This window comes from Rathayibacter sp. VKM Ac-2805, assembly GCF_009834265.1.
In the GTDB taxonomy this organism is placed as follows: Bacteria; Actinomycetota; Actinomycetes; order Actinomycetales; family Microbacteriaceae; genus Rathayibacter.
In genome coordinates this window covers 1,858,854-1,879,921 of the sequence record NZ_CP047185.1, presented here as the reverse complement: position 1 = coordinate 1,879,921, position 21,068 = coordinate 1,858,854, and the positions used below count along the sequence as shown (strand labels likewise).

Here is a 21,068-nt window from a genome sequence, read left to right as displayed (position 1 = left end):
CGTCACCCCGATCCGGCAACGCAGGAGGAGTACTTTCGTGCGGTTCGTCTTCGCCATCATCGCCACCGTCATCGCTGCCGCGATGATCGTGCTCGGCATCGGTCAGCGGACGGTCTGGGCTCCTCCGGAGTCCCTCACCGCCGAGACCGCGCTCGACTCCTCCGCTCCCTACGCGGTCATCGACGGCAGCACCCTGGGCGCCAACCCGGGCCGCCAGACGATCACGGTCGAGGGCAGCGGCGATCTCGTCGTCGCCTACGCACCGACCTCCGACGTGCTGGGCTGGGTGGGCGGCTCGAGCTACGACGCCATCGGCTACGAGCGCGCCGACGACACCCTCACCTCCGCGGAGGAGACGGGGGAGCGCGTCCAGCTCTCCTCCGACGTCGAGACCGCCGACGCGGCGGTCGTCGATCCTCGCGGCTCCGACCTCTGGCTCGAGGAGTTCGAGGGGAGCGGCAGCGTGACCCTGGCGCTCGACGTGCCGGAGGACGTCTCCATCCTCATCGCGAGCGACGGCACCGCGCCGGCAGCCGACTCCGTGCGCGTCAGCTGGCCCGTGGACACCGCGACGCCCCTCGCCGGCCCGCTGCTGCTCGGAGGAGCCGTGTTCCTCCTCCTCGGCCTCGTCCTCTACATCTGGGCCTTCGTCCACCTGCGCCGCCAGCACGGCCCGCGCCGGAAGGGACCGCAGGGTCGGATCCCCCGCGGTGCCCGCCGCCCCCGGCCGCGTGCCGGGATCCAGGCCTCCACGGCGTCGCCGGCGCCCTCGCGCCGCCGGGCCGCCCTGGTGCTGCCCGTCGTCCTCGGGACGACGGTCCTCCTCTCCGGCTGCAGCTCCGACTACTGGCCGGATCTCGCCGCGGGCGCGAGCGAGGCGCCGACCGCGTCCGCCACGGCGACCGCGGGGGCAGAGCCGGTCTCGGCCGAGCCGACCCCCGTGGTCACCACGCAGCAGGCGGAGGCCGTCGTCGCCGAGGTCGCCGATGTCGCGTCGCGCGCCGACACCGCCCGGGACGCCGGGATCCTCGCCGAGCGCTTCCAGGGCGAGGCGCTCACCGAGCGCACCACGAACTACGACGTCGTCGCCAAGGGCGGGACCATCGACCCGCCGCAGACGATCCCGGCCTCCCCGGTGAGCCTGGTGCTCCCGCAGGACACGGAGTCGTGGCCGCGCCTGGTGACCGCCGTCGTGCAGAACTCGACGGACTCCACCCAGGCCCCGATCGCGCTGATGATGAGCCAGGCGAGTCCGCGCGTCGACTACAAGGTCGACTACGCCATCTCGCTCGAGGCCAACGCACGCATCCCCGACGTCGCGCCCGTCACCGTCGGCACGTCGATCGTGGCGCCCGACTCGCGCCTGATGAAGCTCGCCCCGCAGTCGGTCGGCTCCGCGTACGCGGACGTGCTCGCCAACGGCGACTCGAGCCAGTACGCCGAGCTCTTCGCGGCCGACGGCGACACCCTCCGGGGGCAGGTCGGCGTCGACAAGAAGAACGCCGACCGCGAGGCGCTCCCGGACACCGCCTCGATCGAGTTCTCGAACGCCGCCGGCACGTCGCCGACGATCGCGCTCGCGACGAACGACTCGGGGGCCCTCGTCGCGGCGAGCATCGCCGAGACGTCGACCGTCCGCCCCACTGCCGAAGGCTCGACCGTCTCGACCTCCGGCGCCTCGCAGACCCTGCTGGGCACGGACAAGTCGACGACCGGCATCGAGACCACCTACGGATACCAACTGCTGTTCTACGTACCGCCCGTCGGATCGGAGGAGAAGATCGTGATGCTCGGATGGAGCCAGGGACTCGTCTCGGTGGTGCAGCTGCCGTGAGCACCGTCCCGCCCCTGCCCGGAAACCTCCGCGGCGCCGTCGACCTCTCGTCGCTGGTGAACCGCCGCACCCCGCCCGCCGCCTCCGCAGGCGCCCCGGCCGCGCCCGCCGCTCCCGGAGGCGCGCCCGGCGCGAATCCGCTGCTGCTGACCGCCGGCGACGCCGAGTTCGACCAGGTGGTCCAGCTCTCGTCGCGCGTGCCGGTGATCGTCGACCTGCGCGGCTCCTGGTCGGACCAGAGCCAGAGCATGACCGCGCTGCTCGAGAAGGTCGTCGTCTCGTACGCCGGCGCGTTCGTGCTCGTCGGGGTCGATGTGGAGTCGAGCCCGCAGCTGGCGCAGGCGTTCCAGGTGCAGTCCGTGCCGACGGTCGCCGCGATCATCGGCGGCCGCCCGGTGCCCCTGTTCAGCGGCCTCGTCGCCGAGGAGCAGCTGCGCGACCTGCTCGAGCAGGTCCTCCAGCTCGCGGCTCAGAACGGTGTGACGGGCACGGTGCCGGTGGAGGGACCCGCTCCCGCCGAGGGCGCGGAGCCCGAGCCGGAGCCGCTGCCGCCGCACCACCAGGAGGCCTACGACGCGATCGACCGGGGCGACTACGCCGCGGCGATCACCGAGTACGAGACCGCCATCGCGCAGAACCCGCGCGACGACCTCGCCGTCGCCGGTCTCGCCCAGGTGCGGCTGCTGGCCCGCCTCCAGGGCCGCACGCTCGACGACATCCGCTCGACCGCCGCGGCCGAGCCGTCGAACCTCGACGCGCAGCTCGCCGTCGCCGACCTGGACGTCTCGGGCGGCCACGTCGAGGACGCCTTCGACCGGCTGCTCTCGATGTTCCCGCGCCTCGACGCCGAGGGGAAGGCCGCCGTCCGCGCGCGCCTCCTGGAGCTCTTCGAGATCGTCGGTCAGACCGACCCGCGCGTCAACAAGGCTCGGGCCCGGCTCACCGGCCTGCTCTACTGACGCCGGCCGGAACGCCGAGAGGCCGCCCGCTCGCGACGATCGTCGCGGCGGGCGGCCTCTTCCGTGCGGGGACCGATCAGTCGGCGGGTCGCAGGTAGAGCACGGCCAGCGGGGGCAGGACCAGCTCGGCGGAAGCCGGGCGGCCGGCCCACGGCTCCTCGCGAGCCTCGACCGCTCCGAAGTTCCCGACTCCGCTGCCGCCGTAGATCTCGGCGTCCGTGTTGACGAGCTCCTCCCAGCGGCCGGCCGTGGGCAGGCTCACGCGGTAGCCGTGCACGGGCGAGCCCGAGAAGTTGGCGATGACGGCGATCGGGCGACCCTCGCTGTCCTTGCGCAGGAACGAGACGACGTTGGCCGCCGCCGCGCCGCCGTCGATCCACTCGAAGCCCGACTGCTCGTGGTCGAGCTCCCAGAGCGACGGCGAGTCGCGGTACACGCGGTTCAGCTGACCGACGAGGCTCCAGAGACCGCGGTGGCTCGGCTGATCGAGGATCCACCAGTCCAGACCCCGCTCCTCGCTCCACTCGGAGTACTGGCCGAACTCCTGGCCCATGAAGAGCAGCTGCTTGCCGGGGTGGGCCCACATGAAGGCGAGGTAGGCGCGCACGTTCGCGAGCTGCTGCCAGTGGTCGCCCGGCATCTTCTGGATCAGCGAGCCCTTGCCGTGCACGACCTCGTCGTGGCTGATCGGCAGGACGAACTTCTCGCTGAAGGCGTAGACGAACGAGAAGGTGATCTCGCCCAGGTGGTACTGGCGCCACAGCGGATCGTTCGCCATGTAGTCGAGCGAGTCGTGCATCCAGCCCATGTTCCACTTGAGCCCGAAGCCGAGGCCGCCGGAGCTGGTGGGCTGGGTGACGCCGGGCCAGCTCGTCGACTCCTCAGCGATCATCATGATGCCGGGGTGCAGCTTGTAGGCCGTGGCGTTGACCTCCTGGAGGAAGCTGATCGCCTCGAGGTGCTCGCGTCCGCCGTACTGGTTCGGCAGCCACTCGCCCTCCTTGCGGGAGTAGTCGAGGTAGAGCATCGAGGCGACGGCGTCCACCCGCAGGGCGTCGACGTGGAACTCCTCGAGCCAGAACAGGGCGTTCGCGACGAGGAAGTTGCGCACCTGGGTGTGCCCGAAGTCGAAGACGTAGGTGCCCCAGTCCATCTGCTCGCCGCGGCGCCAGTCCGGGTGCTCGTAGAGCGGCTCGCCGTCGAAGCGGGCGAGGGCGAAGTCGTCCTTCGGGAAGTGCCCGGGCACCCAGTCGACGATGACGCCGATGCCGGCCTGGTGCAGACGGTCGATCAGGTACTTGAGGTCGTCGGCCGTGCCGAAGCGGCTCGAGGCGGCGTAGTAGCCGGTGACCTGGTAGCCCCAGGAGCCGCCGAACGGGTGCTCGGCGAGCGGCATGAACTCCACGTGCGTGAAGCCGAGCTCGGTGACGTACTCGATCAGCGGGTCCGCGAGGTCGCGGTAGCCCAGTCCCGGACGCCAGGAGCCGAGGTGCATCTCGTAGACGCTGAGCGGCTGCGTGTGCGGATCGACCGAGGCTCGCTTCTCCATCCAGCCGGAGTCGCCCCACTGGTGGTGCGAGACGGGGACCTTGGACGCCGTCGCGGGCGGCACCTCCGTGGCGCGGGCCATCGGGTCGGCCTTGCGGACCCAGTGGCCGTCACGCGAGAGCAGGTCGAACTTGTAGGAGGCTCCGGGCTCGACGCCCGGGACGAAGATCTCCCAGACCCCGGTCGTCCCGAGGTTGCGGAGGGAGTGGCCCTCGCCGTTCCAGTCGTTGAAGTCGCCGACGACCCGAGCGGCCTGGGCGTGCGGGGCCCAGACGGCGAAGCTCGTGCCCCAGACCCCCTCGTGCTCGCGGTGACGGGCGCCGAGCGCCTCCCAGAGGCGCTCGTGGCGGCCCTCGCCGATGAGGTAGAGGTCGAAGTCACCGACCGTCTTCGAGAAGCGGTAGGGGTCCTCCGCGGTCCACTCGCCGCCGCCGCCGTAGCGGGCCTCGACGGTGTACGCCTGCGGACCGAGGACGTGGAAGCCCTGCCAGATCCCGTCGCTGAGGTGGCTGAGCTCGACGCGGGCGCCGGTGGCGAGCACCACGGCGACCTTCTCGGCGAGCGGGCGGCGCACGCGGACGACCGTCACCGGGTCGGAGACGCCGGGGGCCGCGACGAGGTGCTGGCCCAGGACGTCGTGGGGGAGCGCGTTGCTGCCGGTGGCGAGCTGCTGCAGCACCCACTCCGGGATGTCGGGCAGCGCGATCGCCGCGGTGCCGTCGACGGGGCCCGAAGCGGTCGCGGGGTCCGCGGTCGTCTCGGCGGGGCCGGCGCTCGTCTCGACGGGAGCGGCGCTGTCCGCTGCGACGGAATCGGCGGCGTCCGTGTCGTCGGGCAGGTCGCCCTCGGCCCCGCTGCCGACCGGAGCGGACTCCGCGTCGTCGGCGTCGGGCTCGACGGTCACGGCGTCGTCGGCCGCGACCGGCTGAGGCGCCTCCGGGACCGTCTCGACCGCGTAGCTGCGCGCGTTCTCGCCGTCCGCTCCGGGGTGCTGTCGTGCGTCGGGTGCCGCGTCGGCGACGTGCGCGCCGTGGCCGGAGGTGGTCGCCGAGCTGGTGCCCGTCGTGGGGACCGCCTCGGCGTGCGCGCCGAGGCCCGCCTCCTCGGCCGGGCTCGTGCCCTCGGGGGTGGTTCCGCTCATCGCTCGTCCGCCTTCACGCTCAGGATGTGCACGGGCTCGACGAACGAGTCGAGCCGCACGTAGTCGTCGCTGCCCCAGGTCCAGACGGCGCCGGTGATCAGGTCCTCGACCTCGAAGGTCGCGCTCCAGTCGAGCCCGATCGCGGGCAGGTCGAGGTGGACCGTGGTCTCGCGGGCCGAGTGCGGGTCGGTGTTGACGACGACGATGATCGTGTCGTCGGTCCCGGTGCCCGTGAACGCGGCCTGCAGGTGCTTGGAGTAGACGAGGATCGCGTCGTCGTCGCTGCCGTGCACGTGCAGGTTCCGCAGCTGCCCGAGCGCGGGGTGCGAGCGCCGGATCTCGTTGAGGCGCGTGATGTACGGCGCCAGCGAGCGGCCCGACTCCTCGGCGCCGGCCCAGTCGCGCGTCTTGTACTCGTACTTCTCGTTGTCGATGTTCTCCTCGGCGCCCGGGCGAGCGACGTTCTCGACCAGTTCGTAGCCGGCGTAGACCCCCCACAGCGGCGACGCGGTCGCGGCCAGGGCCGCCCGCACCTTGTACGCCGAGCGGCCGCCGTACTGGAGGTACTCGGTGAGGATGTCCGGAGTGTTCACGAAGAGGTTCGGCCGCATGTAGTCGGCCGTCTCATGGGAGATGCTCGTGAAGAACTCGCCGAGCTCCGCCTTGGTGTTGCGCCAGGTGAAGTACGAGTACGACTGCTGGAAGCCGACCTTGCCGAGCGCGCGCATGATCGCGGGGCGGGTGAACGCCTCCGCGAGGAAGACGACCTCGGGGTGCTCGGCGTTGACCTCGTGGATGATCCACTCCCAGAAGTCGAGCGGCTTCGTGTGGGGATTGTCGACGCGGAAGATCCGCACGCCCAGGTCGATCCAGTGCCGGAGGACCCGCAGCGACTCCTGACGGATGCCCTCGGGGTCGTTGTCGAAGTTGATCGGGTAGATGTCCTGGTACTTCTTCGGCGGGTTCTCGGCGTAGGCGATCGAGCCGTCGGGGAGCGTCGTGAACCACTCGGGGTGGCTGGTGACCCAGGGATGGTCGGGCGAGGCCTGCAGGGCGAAGTCGAGGGCGAGCTCGAGGCCCGCGGCCTCGACCGCGGCGTGGAAGGCGCGGAAGTCGTCCTCGGTGCCGAGGTCCGGGTGGATCGCGTCGTGCCCGCCTTCGGCCGAGCCGATCGCCCACGGCGAGCCGGGGTCGTGCTCGCCGGCGTCGAGCGTGTTGTTCGGGCCCTTGCGGAAGGAGCGGCCGATGGGGTGGATCGGCGGCAGGTAGAGCACGTCGAAGCCCATCGCCGCCACAGCGGGGAGGCGGTCGATCGCGGTGCGGAAGGATCCGCTGGTCACGGTCCCGTCCTCGTGGCGCACGGCGCCCTCGGAGCGGGGGAAGAACTCGTACCAGGCGCCGACGCCGGCGCGGGTGCGCTCGGCGTGGACGGTGCGCGGCTCCGAGACGCTGGTGAGGCTCATCACCGGGCGGGCGTCGAGCGCGCCGTGGACGGCGGGATCGGTCGCCGCAGCGAGGCGCTCCTCGGCGCTCAACGTGGTGTCACCGACGCGGGCGGCGGTGTCGGAGAGCAGGCTGCGCTCGCCCTCGGGCCGCGCGGAGTCGTCGGCGCCGCTGCGCAGCAGGCCCTCGCCGATGGCGAAGGTGACGTCGATGTCCAGGCCGGCCGGGATCTTGACCTCGGCCGTGTGGAGCCAGGTCGCCCAGTCGTCGGCGTAGGCGCGGATGCGGTAGCTCCAGTCGCCCTCCTCGTCGAGGGCCACGAGACGGCCGTAGCGGTCGGTGCCGGTCGCGAGGAGCGACATGCGGTGCTCCGACTCGGCCCCGGACGGCGAGCGCAGCAGCAGGTCGACGCCGATGAGGTCGTGCCCCTCGCGGAAGGCCGTGGCAGCGAAGGGAACGACCTCGCCGACGAACGCCTTCGCGGGCCAGCGGTCGTCCTCGAGCCGCGGCTGCGGGTCGATGATCGGCAGGCGCTCGGCCCGGACGCGGTAGCCGCTCCCGGTCGTCGCGGTCGCCGGCGACGCGTGGGGTGCGTCCGCGGTCACCGGGGCGGCCGGAGCACTGTCGGCCGCGGGGGGAGCAGGAGTCGCCTCGGGGGCGGCGGCGGGCGCCGGAGCGGCCGTCTCGGGAGGCGCCGACGCCTCCTGGGGTGCGCGTCCGCGACCCGCTCGCCGTGCGTCCTTGCCGTTCTGAGCCTTGCCGAAAGGTATCTGAGCCACGTCACGACAGTAGCGACCGGCGGCGGCTCGCACACGACGGTTGCGCCCGCGCTCGGGCCTGTGCAAACGGACCCGGGGAGCGCGTGCCGGAGGGTCGCGGCGGGTCCGCGTCCCGCCGATCCGCGGTGGTCGGGGTCCGCTAGGGTGACCGAGCGCGACCGCCCCGGTGCTCCGCGACCGGGCGCTCCGGGGTCCGCAGAGAGTCGAGGGGTGCCGTGAAGGCGATTCGCCGCTTCATCGTCCGCTCCGTCCTCCCGCCCGAGCTCTCGGCTCTGGGCGATCTGGCGGGCAATCTCCGCTGGGCCTGGCACGAGCCCGCCCGGCGCTTGTTCGAGCGGGTCGATCCGGAGCTGTGGCGGCGCGGGGGAGCGGACCCCACCGCTCTGCTCGGAGCAGTGAGCCCCGAGCGCCTCGCCGAGCTGGCGGGGGACCAGGGCTTCGTCGACGAGGCGTGGCGCCTCCGCGACGAGCTGGAGCGCTACCGCACCGAGCCGCGGTGGTACCAGTCGCTGCCGGAGTCCGCCCCGCGCTCGATCGCCTACTTCTCGCCGGAGTTCGGCATCGCGGCGGCGCTGCCCCAGTACTCCGGCGGACTCGGCATCCTCGCGGGCGACCACCTGAAGGCCTCCTCGGACCTGGGCGTGCCGCTCACCGGCGTGGGCCTCTTCTACCGGTCGGGCTACTTCTCGCAGAAGCTCTCCGCCGACGGCTGGCAGCTCGAGTCCTACCCCTCGCTCGATCCCGACGGGCTGCCGCTGCGCGTCGTCCGTCTCGCCGACGGCTCGCCCGCCCGCATCGTGCTGGCGCTCCCCGAGGGGCGCGCGCTCTACGCCCGGGTGTGGCGCGCGGAGGTCGGCCGGGTGACCCTCCTCCTGCTCGACACCGACATCCCCGAGAACGAGGACTCGCTCCGCTCCGTCACCGACCGCCTCTACGGCGGCGGGGGCGAGCACCGCCTGCTGCAGGAGCTGCTGCTGGGCATCGGCGGGGTCCGCGCGCTCGAACTCTGGGCCGAGGTCTCGGGCGGCGTCCTCCCGGAGGTGTTCCACACCAACGAGGGGCACGCCGGCTTCCAGGGGCTCGAGCGCATCTCCGGCCTGATCGGCGCGGGCCTGGACTTCGACCAGGCTCTCCAGGTGGTGCGGGCGAGCACGGTCTTCACCACGCACACTCCGGTGCCGGCCGGTATCGACCGCTTCGACCGCGGGATGATCGAGGAGTACTTCTCCACGGAGCTGCTCCCGGGCGTGCAGGTCGAGGACGTGCTCGCGCTGGGCGCCGAGCCGGGGGACTCCGGGACGGCGTTCAACATGGCGTACATGGGCCTGCGGCTCGCGCAGCGCTCCAACGGCGTCTCGACGCTGCACGGCGAGGTCAGCCGCTCGATGTTCTCGAGCCTCTGGCCCGGCTTCGAGACGGCGGAGGTGCCGATCGGCTCGGTGACGAACGGCGTCCACGCGGCCACCTGGACCGATCCGATCCTCCGGCGGCTCGCGGAGGAGCGGCTCGGCACCGACGACACGACGCGGGCCGACTGGGCCTCGGGCTCGCTCGGCGACACCGAGCTGTGGGCCGCGCGCCGGGCGATGCGGGAGCAGCTGGTGCGGGACGCCCGCCGCCGGGCCGCCCGCTCCTGGCGCGAGCAGAACCCGGGCGGCCTCCCGCCGGCCTGGCTCGACGAGCTGCTGGACCCGGACGTGCTCACCATCGGCTTCGCGCGGCGGGTGCCGACCTACAAGCGGCTGACCCTGATGCTCCACGACCCCGAGCGTCTGCGCGCGCTGCTCACCCACCCGCAGCACCCGATCCAGATCGTCATCGCGGGCAAGTCCCACCCGGCCGACGAGGAGGGGAAGCGCCTGATCCAGCGGCTCGTCCGCTTCGCGCAGGAGCCGGACGTGCGCCGCAGGATCGTCTTCCTGCCGGACTACGACATCGCGATGGCGCAGCTGCTCTACCCGGGCACCGATGTCTGGCTCAACAACCCGCTGCGCCCGCTCGAGGCGTGCGGCACCTCGGGGATGAAGGCGGCGCTCAACGGCTCGCTCAACCTCTCGATCCTCGACGGCTGGTGGAACGAGTACTTCGACGGCGAGAACGGCTGGGCGATCCCCTCCTCCGACCGCGCGCTCGACCCGGAGGCCCGCGACACGCTCGAGGCCGAGGCGCTCTACGAGCTGCTCGAGACCGAGGTCGTGCCGCGCTACTACGAGCGCGATCACGACGGCGTGCCCCGGCGGTGGGTGCGGTCGATCCGGCACACCCTCGCGACCCTCTCGCCCGAGCTCTCCGCCGAGCGGATGGTGCGCCAGTACGTCGAGGCGCTCTACTCGCCGGCCGCCGAGGCCGGGCGCGCCGTCGCCGCCGACCACTTCGAGCCGGCCAAGGAGCTGGCGACCTGGAAGCGGCGGGTCCGCGCCGGCTGGCCCGGGGTCGCGGTCGCGTCCGTCGAGTCCGGCGGGATCGACGCGGTGCCCCAGCGCGGGGACCGGCTCGCCGTGCGGGCGGGCGTGCGCCTGGGCGAGCTCTCGCCGGCGGACGTCTCGGTCGAGGTCGTGTACGGGACGACGGCCGCTGACGGCTCGCTCACCGAGGTCCGCCACCACGAGCTCGAGGTGGTCGAGGAGTCGGGTGCCGTGGTGCCGGCCGACGCGGTCGGGCGCGTGCCCTACGCCGGAGTGGTCACCCTCGACCGCAGCGGATCCTTCGGCTACACCGTCCGCGTCGTACCGCGGCATCCCCTCCTGGCCCGCTCCGCCGAGCTGGGCCTGGCCGCCGCCGCCGGCTGACCCCGCCCGGTCCCTCTCCGCGAGATGCCGCTCCGGTGCGCCTTCCTCGGCGCCTCGCGGACCGGGACGGGGTCTCGCGGGAGGAGGACGGCGCCCGGAGGAGTACGGCGGGGGAGCAGGGGTCAGCGCGCGATGTCGGCGAGGAGGGCGGCCGTCGCGGCGACGAGGTCGGCGGGGGCGAGCTCGATGTCGAAGCCCCGGCGCCCGCCCGACACGAGCACCGTGTCGTGGAGCTCGACGGTCTCGTCGATCACGGTGCGGTGCAGCGTCCTCTGCCCGAGCGGCGAGATGCCGCCGAGCACGTAGCCGGTCCGGCGCTGGGCCAGCACGGGGTCGGCCATCGCCGCCCGCCTGCCTCCGACCGCGGCCGCGAGCTCCTTCAGCCCGAGCGAGCCGGTGACGGGCACGACGCCCACCACGAGCTCGCCGTCCACATCGACCATCAGGGTCTTGAACACGCGCTCCGGCTCGACGCCGAGCGCCTCGGCCGCCTCGAGCCCGTAGCGCGACGTGGCCGGGTCGTGCCGGTACTGGCGGGGAGTGAAGGGGACGCCCGCCGCCGTCAGCGCGACGGTCGCCGGGGTCCCCGGCCCGCTCCTCGCCATCAGGCGTCCTGCTCGGCCGCCGGCCCGTGCGCGGCGAAGAGCTGCATCGAGGTTGCGGCCACGCGGATGACCTGCCCCGGCTCGAACGACTCGCCGTGCTCCAGCGGCTCCGGCTCCTCGCTGTTCCACAGGCGCGTGTAGCCGGTGACCCCTTCGCCGTCGGCGAGCACGACCGTGGTGTCCTGCTCGACGCCGTGCACCACCAGCAGGACACGGTCCGGCTCGCCCTCGACCGGCGTCGAGGCTGCGAGGTACTGCAACGTCCGGTTGGCGGCGGAGGTCCAGTCGTGCTCGCTCATCCCGCGCCCGTGGGCGTCGAACCACGTCATGGTCGTGGCGCCCGGCTCGCTCGCGTCGCCGCTGCCGTAGCGGGAGGGACGCAGCGCCGGGTGCTCGCGCCGCAGGCGCAGCAGGGTGCGCGTGTGCGCGCGGAGCGCGAGCTGCCAGTCGGCCAGGCCCTCCCAGCGCACCCAGGTCAGGTCCGAGTCCTGGCAGTAGGCGTTGTTGTTGCCGCGCTGGCTGCGCCCGGTCTCGTCGCCCGCCGTGATCATCGGCACGCCGGCCGACAGCAGCAGGGTGCCGAGGAGGTTCCGCATCGCCTTGCGCCGCGCCAGCGTGATCCGCTCGTCGGTGGTGGGGCCCTCGAAGCCGTGGTTGAAGGAGCGGTTGGTGTCGGCTCCGTCGCGGTTCGACTCGCCGTTGCCGATGTTGTGCTTGACGTTGTACGAGACGAGGTCCGCCAGCGTGAAGCCGTCGTGCGCGGTGACGAAGTTGACCGACGCGAGGGGGCCCCGCTCCGCCGAGAAGGTGTTGGAGGAGCCCGAGAGCCGGGTCGCGAAGCCGCCGATGCCGACGGGGGCCGTGCCGGCGCGGCGGGCGTAGTCGATGTCCGAGAGCCAGAAGTTGCGGGCGCGGTCGCGGTAGCGGTCGTTCCACTCCGACCACCCGGCCGGGAAGTTCCCCGTCTGCCAGCCGCCCATTCCCACGTCCCAGGGCTCGGCGATCATCTTCACGCCGGTCAGCGCCGGATCCTCGACCGCGGCCCGCAGCAGCGGGTGGTCGCTCCGGAAGTGCGCGATCTCGTCCCGGCCGAGGGTCGCGGCCAGGTCGAGCCGGAAGCCGTCGATCCCGACCTCGCCCGACCAGTAGCGCATCGAGTCCAGCGCGAGGCGCTGCGCCGCGGGCCGGCCGAAGTCGATCGTGTTCCCGCAGCCGGTGACGTCCACGTAGTGGCCCTCGGGCGTCTGGCGGTACCAGCCGGCGTCGTCGATCCCGCGCAGGCTCGACATCGGCCCGCCCGGCCCCTCCTCGGCGGTGTGGTTGTAGACCACGTCCAGGATCACCTCGAGGCCGGCCTCGTGCAGGAGCTTCACCATCCCCTTGAACTCCCGGAGCACCGCGGTCGGTCCGCCGCGCTGCGCGGTGGAGGAGGCGTACGCGGCGTGCGGGGCGAAGAAGTTCAGCGTGTTGTAGCCCCAGTAGTTGGTCAGCCCCTGCCGCAGCAGGCGCTGCTCCGACACGAACGCGTGCACGGGCAGCAGCTCGACCGCCGTCACGCCCAGCTCGAGCAGTGCCGAGACCGTCGACTCGTGCGCCAGGCCGGCGTAGGTGCCGCGCAGCTCCACGGGGAGCGCCGGGTTCAGCCGGGTCAGCCCCTTCACGTGCGCCTCGTAGATCACGGTGCGGTCCATCGGGGTGCCGGGCCGGGAGGAGGAGCCCCAGTCGAACGCGTCGTCCACGACGACCGAGCGCCACTCGTTCTCCGCCACCCGGTGCAGGCCGCGGGAGTACGGCTCCAGCAGGGCCCGGCGGGGGTCGAAGCGGTGCCGGGGGCCCGTCGGCCCGTCGACGCGCAGGGCGTAGCGGCGGCCGGGGGCCAGCAGATCGGAGCGCGCGGACCAGACCGCGGCGTCGTCGCGCGCCAGCGGGACCGTGCGGGTCACCCAGGTCGGGTCCTTCTCGTCGTACAGCAGCAGATCGACGGCGCTCGCGCTCTCGGACCAGACCCGCAGCTCACCGCCCTGATCGTCCACGGTCACGCCGAGCCGGGCCAGGGGATCGTGAGAGGTCATGCGACTTACAGTAGTGACGGGCACCGGCTCCCTCCGTGCCCCCGACGCGGGACGAAGGGCTGCTGTGATCTACCTCGACCACGCCGCGACCACCCCGCTGCGCGCCTCGGCGCTCGCCGCGTTCGCGGAGGCGTCCGCCCACGGCGGCAACCCCTCCTCCGTCCACGGCTCCGGCCAGGAGGCGCGCCGCCGGCTGGAGGACGCCCGGTCGGCGCTCGCCGGGGTGCTCGGCTGCGAGCCGATCGAGGTGATCCTCACCGCAGGCGGCACCGAGGCGGTCAACCTCGGGATCAAGGGCCTCTACTGGCAGCGCCGGAGCGAGGACCCGGCCCGCGTCCGGGTCCTGGTCGCCGAGGGGGAGCACCACGCGACGCTCGACTCGGCCGCCTGGCTCGCCGAGCACGAGGGCGCCGTCCTCGAGTGGCTGCCGCTCGACGACGAGGGCACCCTGCGGCCGGAGGCGCTCGCCGCGGCGCTGGAGGAGGACCCCGGATCGGTCGCCCTGGTCACGGTGCTCTGGGTCAACAACGAGATCGGGACGATCAACCCGATCGCCGAGCTGGCGGCGGCGTGCGCCCGCGCCGGCGTCCCCCTCCACGTCGACGCGGTCGCCGCCCTCGGACACGTGCCGCTGCGGATCGCCGAGATCCGCCGCGCCTCCGGCTCCGGGCGCGGCGCGGGACTGGCCGCCGTCAGCGTCTCGGGTCACAAGGTCGGCGGGCCGATCGCGACCGGTGCGCTCGTGCTCGCCCGCGACGCTCGCGTGGTCCCGGTGCTGCACGGAGGCGGACAGCAGCGGGGCGTCCGCTCCGGCACCCAGGACGTGCCCGGCGCCGCGGCCTTCGCCGCCGCCGCGGTCGAGGCGGACGACGAGCTGTCGGCGGAGGCGCAGCGCCTGGCCGCCCTGCGCGACCGGCTCGTCGCGGGCGTCCTCGCCGCCGTGCCGGGGGCGACCCTGACCGGGCCCGCCCTCGACTCCGGACGCCGGGTCGCCAACAACGCGCACCTCGCCTTCCCCGGTGCGCAGGGCGACTCCCTCCTCTTCCTCCTCGACACCGCGGGCGTCTCCGTCTCGACCGGGTCCGCCTGCACGGCGGGGATCCCGGAGCCCTCGCACGTGGTCCTCGCGCTCGGCCGGAGCGAGGACGAGGCCCGCGGGGTGCTCCGGATGACGCTCGGCCACACCTCGACCGACGCGGACGTCGACGCCCTCCTGGCCGCGCTGCCCGGCGCCTACGCCCGCGCCGCCCGAGCCGGACTGTCGAACCGCGCGGTGCTGCCCGCCTGAACCCCTGCCGCCCGCGCCCGCGGGAAACGTAGACTCGCACGGTGAAGGTTCTGGCGGCGATGAGCGGTGGAGTGGACTCGGCCGTAGCCGCGGCCCGCGCGGTGGAGGCGGGGCACGACGTGGTGGGCGTGCACCTCGCCCTGAGCAGGATGCCCGGCACGCTGCGCACGGGCAGCCGGGGGTGCTGCACGATCGAGGACTCGATGGACGCGCAGCGCGCCGCGAACGTCCTCGGCATCCCGTACTACGTGTGGGACTTCTCCGAGCGGTTCAAGCTGGACGTCGTCGACGACTTCGTCGCCGAGTACTCGGCGGGCCGCACCCCGAACCCCTGCATGCGCTGCAACGAGCGGATCAAGTTCGCCGCCCTGCTCGAGAAGGCTCTCGACCTCGGCTTCGACGCGGTCTGCACCGGCCACTACGCCTCCCTCCGCACCGCCGCCGACGGCTCCCCGGAGCTCCACCGCGCGAGCGACGAGGCGAAGGACCAGTCCTACGTCCTCGGCGTGCTGACGGAGCAGCAGCTACGGCACTCGATGTTCCCGCTCGGCTCCACGCCGTCCAAGGCGATCGTGCGCGCGGAGGCGGCCGAGCGGGGCCTCAGCGTCGCGAGCAAGCCCGACAGCTACGACATCTGCTTCATCCCCGACGGCGACACCCGCGGCTGGCTCGCCGAGCGCGTCGCACCCGAGACCGGAGCGGTCGTCGATCGGGACGGCGCGGTGGTCGGCTCCCACGAGGGCGCTCACGGGTACACGGTGGGCCAGCGCCGGGGCCTGCATCTCGGCGTCCCCGCGCCCGACGGTCGGCCGCGCTTCGTCCTGGAGGTGCGGCCGGTGAGCAACGAGGTCGTCGTCGGTCCGCGCGAAGCGCTGCGCATCGGCGAGATCGCCGGCGAGCGGTTCACCTGGGCGGGCGCCGCTCCCGAGGACGCGGACGCGCCCTTCCGCTGCGACGTCCAGATCCGCGCGCACGCCGACCCGGTCCCCGCCTCCGCGATGGTGTCGCACGTCGATGGCAGGGTGGAGCTCGTGATCACTCCGGACTCGCCGCTCGACGGCGTCGCCCCCGGCCAGACGGCCGTCGTCTACCTCGGCACCCGCGTGCTGGGCCAGTGCACGATCGACCGCACGGTCGCGGCCGACGCCGCGGTGCTCCGGTGAGCGCCGTCGAGCCCGCCGCCCGCGTCGAGGAGCTGCGGGCGCGGATCCGGTCGGCGAGCGACGACTACTACGCGGCCGACTCCTCGCCGCTGTCCGACGCCGAGTACGACGCCCTGGTGCGCGAGCTCGCCGCGCTCGAGGCCGAGCACCCCGAGCTCGCCGCCGAGGACTCGCCGACGCTGACCGTCGGCGGGATCGTCGGAGCGGGCCTCGCCCCGATCGACCACGCCGAGCGGATGCTCTCCCTCGACAACGTGTTCTCGGCCGAGGAGCTGCGCGAGTGGTGCGAGAAGACGGTGGCCTCGGCCGACCGCCCCGTCGCCTGGCTCACGGAGCTCAAGATCGACGGGCTCGCGATCTCCCTCCACTACGAGGACGGCCGCCTCGTCACGGCGGCGACCCGCGGTGACGGCCGCACCGGCGAGGACGTCACCGTCAACGCCCTCCGCGTCGCGGGCATCCCCGAGCGCCTCTCCGGCGAGGGCCACCCGGCGCTCGTCGAGGTCCGCGGGGAGGTCTTCATCCCCGTGGCCGCCTTCGCCGAGCTGAACGCCCTCCAGGAGACGCTGCGCGACGAGGCGGTCGAGGAGGCGCGGACCCGCTGGTCGTCCCGCCCGCCCGCCACCCGAGGCGTCTTCGAGGAGGAGAAGGCGCGCACGAGCGCACTGCGGCGCTTCCCGACCTTCGCCAACCCGCGGAACGCGGCGAGCGGCGGCCTCCGCCAGCAGCTCGACAAGAAGTCGGGTCTCGACCTGCGCGCCGGCGAGGCGCGCGTCGGCTCCCTCGCGCTCTACGTGCACGGCATCGGCGCCTGGCCGGACCCGCCTGTCGCGACCCAGTCCGAGGTCTACGGGCTCCTCTCCTCCTGGGGACTGCCGGTCAGCGGCCACAACCGCGTCTCGGCCTCGGTGGAGGAGGTGCTCGCCTTCGTCGACCGCTACGGCCGCGAGCGGCACTCGGTCGAGCACGAGATCGACGGCGTGGTCGTGAAGGTGGACGAGCTCGAGCTGCACGACGAGCTCGGCGCCACCAGCCGGGCGCCGCGCTGGGCGATCGCCTACAAGTACCCGCCCGAGGAGGTCCACACGAAGCTCCTCGACATCGTCGTGAGCGTCGGGCGCACCGGCCGCGCGACGCCGTTCGCCCAGATGACCAAGGTGAAGGTCGCGGGGTCCGAGGTGCGCCAGGCCACGCTGCACAACGCCGACGTGGTCAAGGCCAAGGGCGTGCTCATCGGCGACACGGTCGTGCTGCGGAAGGCCGGGGACGTCATCCCCGAGGTGCTCGGCCCGGTGGTGGAGCTCCGCGACGGCTCCGAGCGCGAGTTCGTGATGCCGACGCAGTGCCCCGAGTGCGGCACCACGCTCGCTCCGGCCAAGGAGGGCGACGTCGACCTGCGCTGCCCCAACGCGGAGTCCTGCCCCGCGCAGGTCCGTGGGCGCGTCGAGCACATCGGCAGCCGCGGCGCGCTCGACATCGAGGCGCTCGGCGAGGTCAGCGCCGCCGCCCTGACCCAGCCCCTGGTGCCCGCCGAGCCGCCGCTGCGGACCGAGGCCGGCCTGTTCGAGCTCACGGTGGCCGATCTCTTCCCGATCGAGGTCGTCGTCCGCGACTCCGAGACGGGTCTGCAGAAGCTCGACGCGAAGGGCGATCCGAAGGTCGTCACGCCCTTCAAGCGCAAGCGGCAGCTCGCCAAGGACGGCGCCTTCGACCCGGAGGCGGGAGCCTTCGCGGGAGACGCGGCCTCCGTGCCCTCCACCAACGCCCTCCGGCTGATCGAGAACATCGAGCGGGCGAAGACCAAGGAGCTGTGGCGTCTGCTGGTCTCGCTCAGCATCCGGCACGTCGGCCCGGTCGCTGCGCGCGCGCTGGCGGGCTACTTCGGCTCGCTCGACGCGATCCGCGGGGCGCGCCGCGACGAGCTCGCCGCGGTCGACGGGGTGGGCGGGATCATCGCCGACGCTCTGATCGCCTGGTTCGAGATCGACTGGCACGTCGAGATCGTCGACCGCTGGGCCGCGGCCGGAGTGCGCTTCGCCACGCCCGGCCACCCCGGTCCCGGTGCCGCGGACGCCGCCGGCGGGGTGCTCGCGGGTCTCACGGTCGTGGCGACCGGCAGCCTGGAGGGGTACTCCCGCGAGGGGGCGCAGGAGGCCATCCTCGCGGCCGGCGGCAAGGCCGGCTCGAGCGTCTCCAAGAAGACCGACTACGTCGCCGCCGGTCCCGGCGCCGGCAGCAAGCTCGGCAAGGCCGAGGCCCTGGGGCTCCGGATCATCACCGCGGCCGAGTTCCACCTCCTGGTGACGGAGGGACCGGACGCGATCGCGCTGCCGGAGGAGGCGTCCGCCGACGCTCCGGAGGAGGCCGCCGCCGGTCCGGACGAGGACGTCGCCGGCGCATCGCACTCCGACCTCTCGCCGGAGGACGACGCCGTGCCGGAGATCGACGCCGTCCCGGACACGACCGCCCCGAGCACGGAGGAGCCGACCGGGCCCGATGCCTGACGCGGGCGGCGGGGAGCGGCGGGCGTTCCTGCGCCGCTCCCTCGCCGACGCAGCGTCGCTCGCGCTCGACGCCGCGGCTCGGCCCACCGCCGCCGAGCGTCGGACCGCCGAGGTGCTCGGGCGGATCGACCACGTGGTCGTGCTCTCCTTCGCCGGCCGCGGCCGCGACCAGGTCCTCGGCGCGCTCGACGATCCGGACGGCCCGGTGTTCACCGGCGGCACGGACGCCGTGATGACCGCGCCCGGCCCGGACGATCCTCCGGGCGCGCGCTTCGCCCCCGAGATGCTGCCGGTGCACGCGCTCCTCGCCACGGCCTTCGCCCGGGCCGACCACTGGCGCGCCGACGGCCGCGATCCGCTGCCGGCCGCCCTGCGCGCGGCCCGGGAGACCGGCACCGGCTGGGCTCTCGCGGTCGACGAGCGGCAGGGCGTCTCAACCACGCTCCTCGCCGATCCGGAGTGGCCCCACCTCGATCCGGACGCCGCCGGCTCCCGCGGCGGGCGCCTCCTTCCCGTCGACGCGCTGGCCGCCGAGGCCGCTGCCGGCTCCCTGCCTCCGCTCGTCCTGGTCGAGCCGCGGTCCCTCGTCGATCCGGCCGACTTCGCCGACGCCGCAGCCGCCGGCACCGATCGATCCGCCGATGCGCGCCTCGCGGAGCAGCTGCTGCACGTCGTGTTCGACGCCGTCCGCGACGGGGAGCGGGCGGGGCGGCGGATGCTGCTCCTCGTCACCGCGCGGGGGAGCGCGGAGCGGCCCGGCACGGTGCCGGCGCTCGTGCTCGCCTCGGCCGTCCCCTCGGGTGCACGGATCGGCGTGCCGCTCGGTCCGGAGACTCCCGCGCAGCTCGTCCGCGCCCGGGCGGGCGGGCGCCGGGCCCTCGTCGATCCGCAGGTCCGAGAGCTGGCCGCACTCCTCGGCGGTCCCGACCGGTCCCTCGCGCGCTGGCCCCGCACGGCGCCGGCGTTCGCGCCGCCCGCGCCGGTCGGGCGGCGCCTCCGCGACGCGGCCCGCCGCGCGCACGTCGACCCCGAGCCGGAGGCCGGACTGCTCGCCCGCGTTCGAGCCGCCGTCCCGGGCGCGTCGCTACACTCCGAGCAGGCGCAGGCGGCGAAGGAGAGGCGGCGGAGATGATCAGCGAGCGGACTCCCTCGGAGCGCGACGACGGAGCTCCCCGCCCCCGCTCGCGCCGCCGCTTCCTGGCCGGCACCGCCGCCGCCGGAGTCGGAGCCGGAGCCCTCGCCGGCGGCGCGATCGGCGCGGCCGTCGCCTCCGGCCCCCGCCGCGAGGAGGAGCCGCGACTGCCCGCCCGCACGGAGCCGGGATTCGACCACGTCGTCGTGATCATGTTCGAGAACCGCTCCTTCGACAACGTCCTCGGCCGCCTCTACGGACCGGACGACCTGCCCGCGGGCGAGAGCTTCGAGGGCCTCCTCCCCGACGAGCGGACGAACACCAGCGCCGGGGGACTGACCGTCGGCACGCACGTCTACGAGGGCGCCACCGACTCCGTGATGCGCCAGCCCGACCCGGACCCGGGCGAGGAGTACCCGCACGTCAACACCCAGCTCTTCGGCACGGTGGATCCGCCCGAGAACGCCGGCCGCACCGTCGGCGCCATGACCGCGCCCTTCAACGCGCCCGCCGACGCCTCCGCCCCGACGATGAGCGGCTTCCTCGAGGACTACGTCCAGCACCTGAGGGTGATGAAGAAGGGGCAGGAGCCCACGGCGGAGGAGGCGCGGACGATCATGGGCGGCTTCTCGCCGGAGATGCTGCCCGTCTTCTCCACCCTCGCCCGCGAGTTCGCCGTCTTCGACCAGTGGTTCTGCGCCGTCCCCTCCCAGACCTTCTGCAACCGGTCCTTCCTGCACGCGTCGACCTCGCACGGCTTCGTCACCAACAAGCAGGGCGGCGGCTACGAGAAGTGGCTCGCGGACGACCTGGCCGACGCGCCGACGGTGTTCAACCGCCTCGAGGAGGCGGGGAGGACCTGGCGCGTCTACTTCGACGCGCTGCAGGTGGTCTCCTACACCGGCTTCCTGCACGCGCCGGTGCTCGAGAAGTACTGGAAGACCCACTTCTCGACGATGGACCGCTTCTACGCCGACGTGGAGAACGGCGAGCTGCCCGACTACGCCTTCCTCGAGCCGCGGCTCGTCTTCGACCACAACGACATGCACCCGCCGACCGGGGTCCTGCACGAGGACGAGGTCGACGGCACGCCCGTCTACGACAGCGCGCTGTCCGACGTCCGCGCCGGCGAGCTGCTGCTGCACCAGGTGTACTCGGCGATCCGGGAGAGCGCGAGCACGACCGGCTCGAACGCGGTGAACACGCTCCTGCTGGCGACCTTCGACGAGCACGGCGGCCTCTACGACCACGTCCCCCCGCCGTCGGCGACTCCGCCGGGCGACGGCCGCGAGGGCGAGATGGGCTTCGCCTTCGACCGGCTCGGCTGCCGCGTGCCGGCGATCGCGGTCTCGGCGTACACGAGGGCCGGCACGATCGTGCACGACGAGCTGCACCACGGCGCCGTGATCCGGACCCTCAGCGCCCTGCACGGCCTCGAGCCGCTGACCGCTCGCGACGCCTCCGCCCCGGACCTCTTCGGGGTGCTGACCCTCGACGAGCCGCGGCAGATCGGCGACTGGCCGACCACGGTGCCGCAATACCTGCCCCCGAACCCCGAGTCGGCACCGGCGCATCCAGCGCACGTGAACCGCGACAAGCCGCTGAGCCCGCCCGCCGTCGGCCTGATGGGCCTGCTGCTGGCCCGGTACGGCGAGCCCGGCGAGGACCTGCCGACCACCTACGAGGGGGCGTACAACGCACTCCTGAAGCACGGCTCCAGCCTCTTCAGCGGCTCCTGACGGGCGGGCGGCGCGGGCGGAGGCGGTGCGGGCGCGCCGAGTAGACTGGCGGCCGGAAATCCCCCCGAACCA

The 21,068-nt window shown here is 73.7% G+C and carries 12 protein-coding genes; 8 read left to right on the top strand and 4 right to left on the bottom strand.

The features are described from left to right. Nucleotides 1–37 precede the first annotated feature (37 nt). Nucleotides 38–1,834: a hypothetical protein gene (locus GSU40_RS08710; protein WP_160034487.1), complete on the top strand. Its 1,797-nt coding sequence runs from the start codon at nucleotides 38–40 to the stop codon at nucleotides 1,832–1,834. Further along, entirely contained in the window at nucleotides 1,831–2,793 is a 963-nt protein-coding gene (locus GSU40_RS08705) for a tetratricopeptide repeat protein (RefSeq protein WP_160034485.1), read from the top strand. The genes GSU40_RS08710 and GSU40_RS08705 overlap by 4 nt, the downstream gene beginning before the upstream one ends. 76 nt (nucleotides 2,794–2,869) lie before the next feature. Here GSU40_RS08705 and glgB read toward each other — a convergent pair whose 3' ends face one another. Both glgB and GSU40_RS08695 read right to left on the bottom strand, forming a co-directional pair. Beyond that, nucleotides 2,870–5,482, bottom strand: coding sequence for a 1,4-alpha-glucan branching protein GlgB (glgB, locus tag GSU40_RS08700; RefSeq protein ID WP_208543306.1), 2,613 nt, complete (start codon nucleotides 5,480–5,482; stop codon nucleotides 2,870–2,872). Further along, the gene (locus tag GSU40_RS08695; protein ID WP_244229663.1) at nucleotides 5,479–7,449 is read right to left on the bottom strand and encodes an alpha-1,4-glucan--maltose-1-phosphate maltosyltransferase; all 1,971 of its coding nucleotides are present in this window, start codon (nucleotides 7,447–7,449) and stop codon (nucleotides 5,479–5,481) included. Before GSU40_RS08695 ends, glgB begins: the two co-directional genes overlap by 4 nt. 470 nt (nucleotides 7,450–7,919) lie before the next feature. Between GSU40_RS08695 and glgP the strand changes: the two genes are divergently transcribed. Beyond that, nucleotides 7,920–10,493 carry an alpha-glucan family phosphorylase gene (glgP, locus tag GSU40_RS08690; RefSeq protein ID WP_160034483.1) on the top strand — a complete coding sequence of 858 codons (2,574 nt, stop codon included), beginning with the start codon at nucleotides 7,920–7,922 and terminating at the stop codon, nucleotides 10,491–10,493. A gap of 122 nt (nucleotides 10,494–10,615) precedes the next feature. Here the strand turns inward: glgP and ybaK are convergent, their stop codons facing one another. Together ybaK and glgX are read right to left on the bottom strand one after the other, a co-directional pair. Then, entirely contained in the window at nucleotides 10,616–11,098 is a 483-nt protein-coding gene (gene ybaK, locus GSU40_RS08685; RefSeq protein ID WP_160034481.1) for a Cys-tRNA(Pro) deacylase, read from the bottom strand. Then, the gene (gene glgX / locus GSU40_RS08680) at nucleotides 11,098–13,170 is read right to left on the bottom strand and encodes a glycogen debranching protein GlgX (protein ID WP_160034479.1); all 2,073 of its coding nucleotides are present in this window, start codon (nucleotides 13,168–13,170) and stop codon (nucleotides 11,098–11,100) included. The genes ybaK and glgX overlap by 1 nt, the downstream gene beginning before the upstream one ends. 64 nt (nucleotides 13,171–13,234) lie before the next feature. On the opposite strand from glgX, the gene GSU40_RS08675 reads away from it, so the two are divergent. The 5 genes from GSU40_RS08675 to GSU40_RS08655 are packed head-to-tail and all read left to right on the top strand — an operon-like array spanning nucleotide 13,235 to nucleotide 20,996. Next, on the top strand, nucleotides 13,235–14,458 hold the full coding sequence (locus tag GSU40_RS08675) for a cysteine desulfurase family protein (RefSeq protein ID WP_348271951.1): 1,224 nt from the start codon (nucleotides 13,235–13,237) through the stop codon (nucleotides 14,456–14,458). Nucleotides 14,459–14,499: 41 nt separating this feature from the next. Next, a complete protein-coding gene (gene mnmA, locus GSU40_RS08670) occupies nucleotides 14,500–15,621 on the top strand; it encodes a tRNA 2-thiouridine(34) synthase MnmA (RefSeq protein ID WP_181065512.1) in 1,122 nt (373 codons plus the stop codon). Next, on the top strand, nucleotides 15,618–18,125 hold the full coding sequence (gene ligA / locus GSU40_RS08665; RefSeq protein WP_160034475.1) for an NAD-dependent DNA ligase LigA: 2,508 nt from the start codon (nucleotides 15,618–15,620) through the stop codon (nucleotides 18,123–18,125). The genes mnmA and ligA overlap by 4 nt, the downstream gene beginning before the upstream one ends. Beyond that, nucleotides 18,118–19,257 carry a hypothetical protein gene (locus GSU40_RS08660; protein WP_160034473.1) on the top strand — a complete coding sequence of 380 codons (1,140 nt, stop codon included), beginning with the start codon at nucleotides 18,118–18,120 and terminating at the stop codon, nucleotides 19,255–19,257. The genes ligA and GSU40_RS08660 overlap by 8 nt, the downstream gene beginning before the upstream one ends. Next, entirely contained in the window at nucleotides 19,254–20,996 is a 1,743-nt protein-coding gene (locus GSU40_RS08655; protein WP_160034471.1) for an alkaline phosphatase family protein, read from the top strand. The genes GSU40_RS08660 and GSU40_RS08655 overlap by 4 nt, the downstream gene beginning before the upstream one ends. Nucleotides 20,997–21,068: the final 72 nt, after the last annotated feature.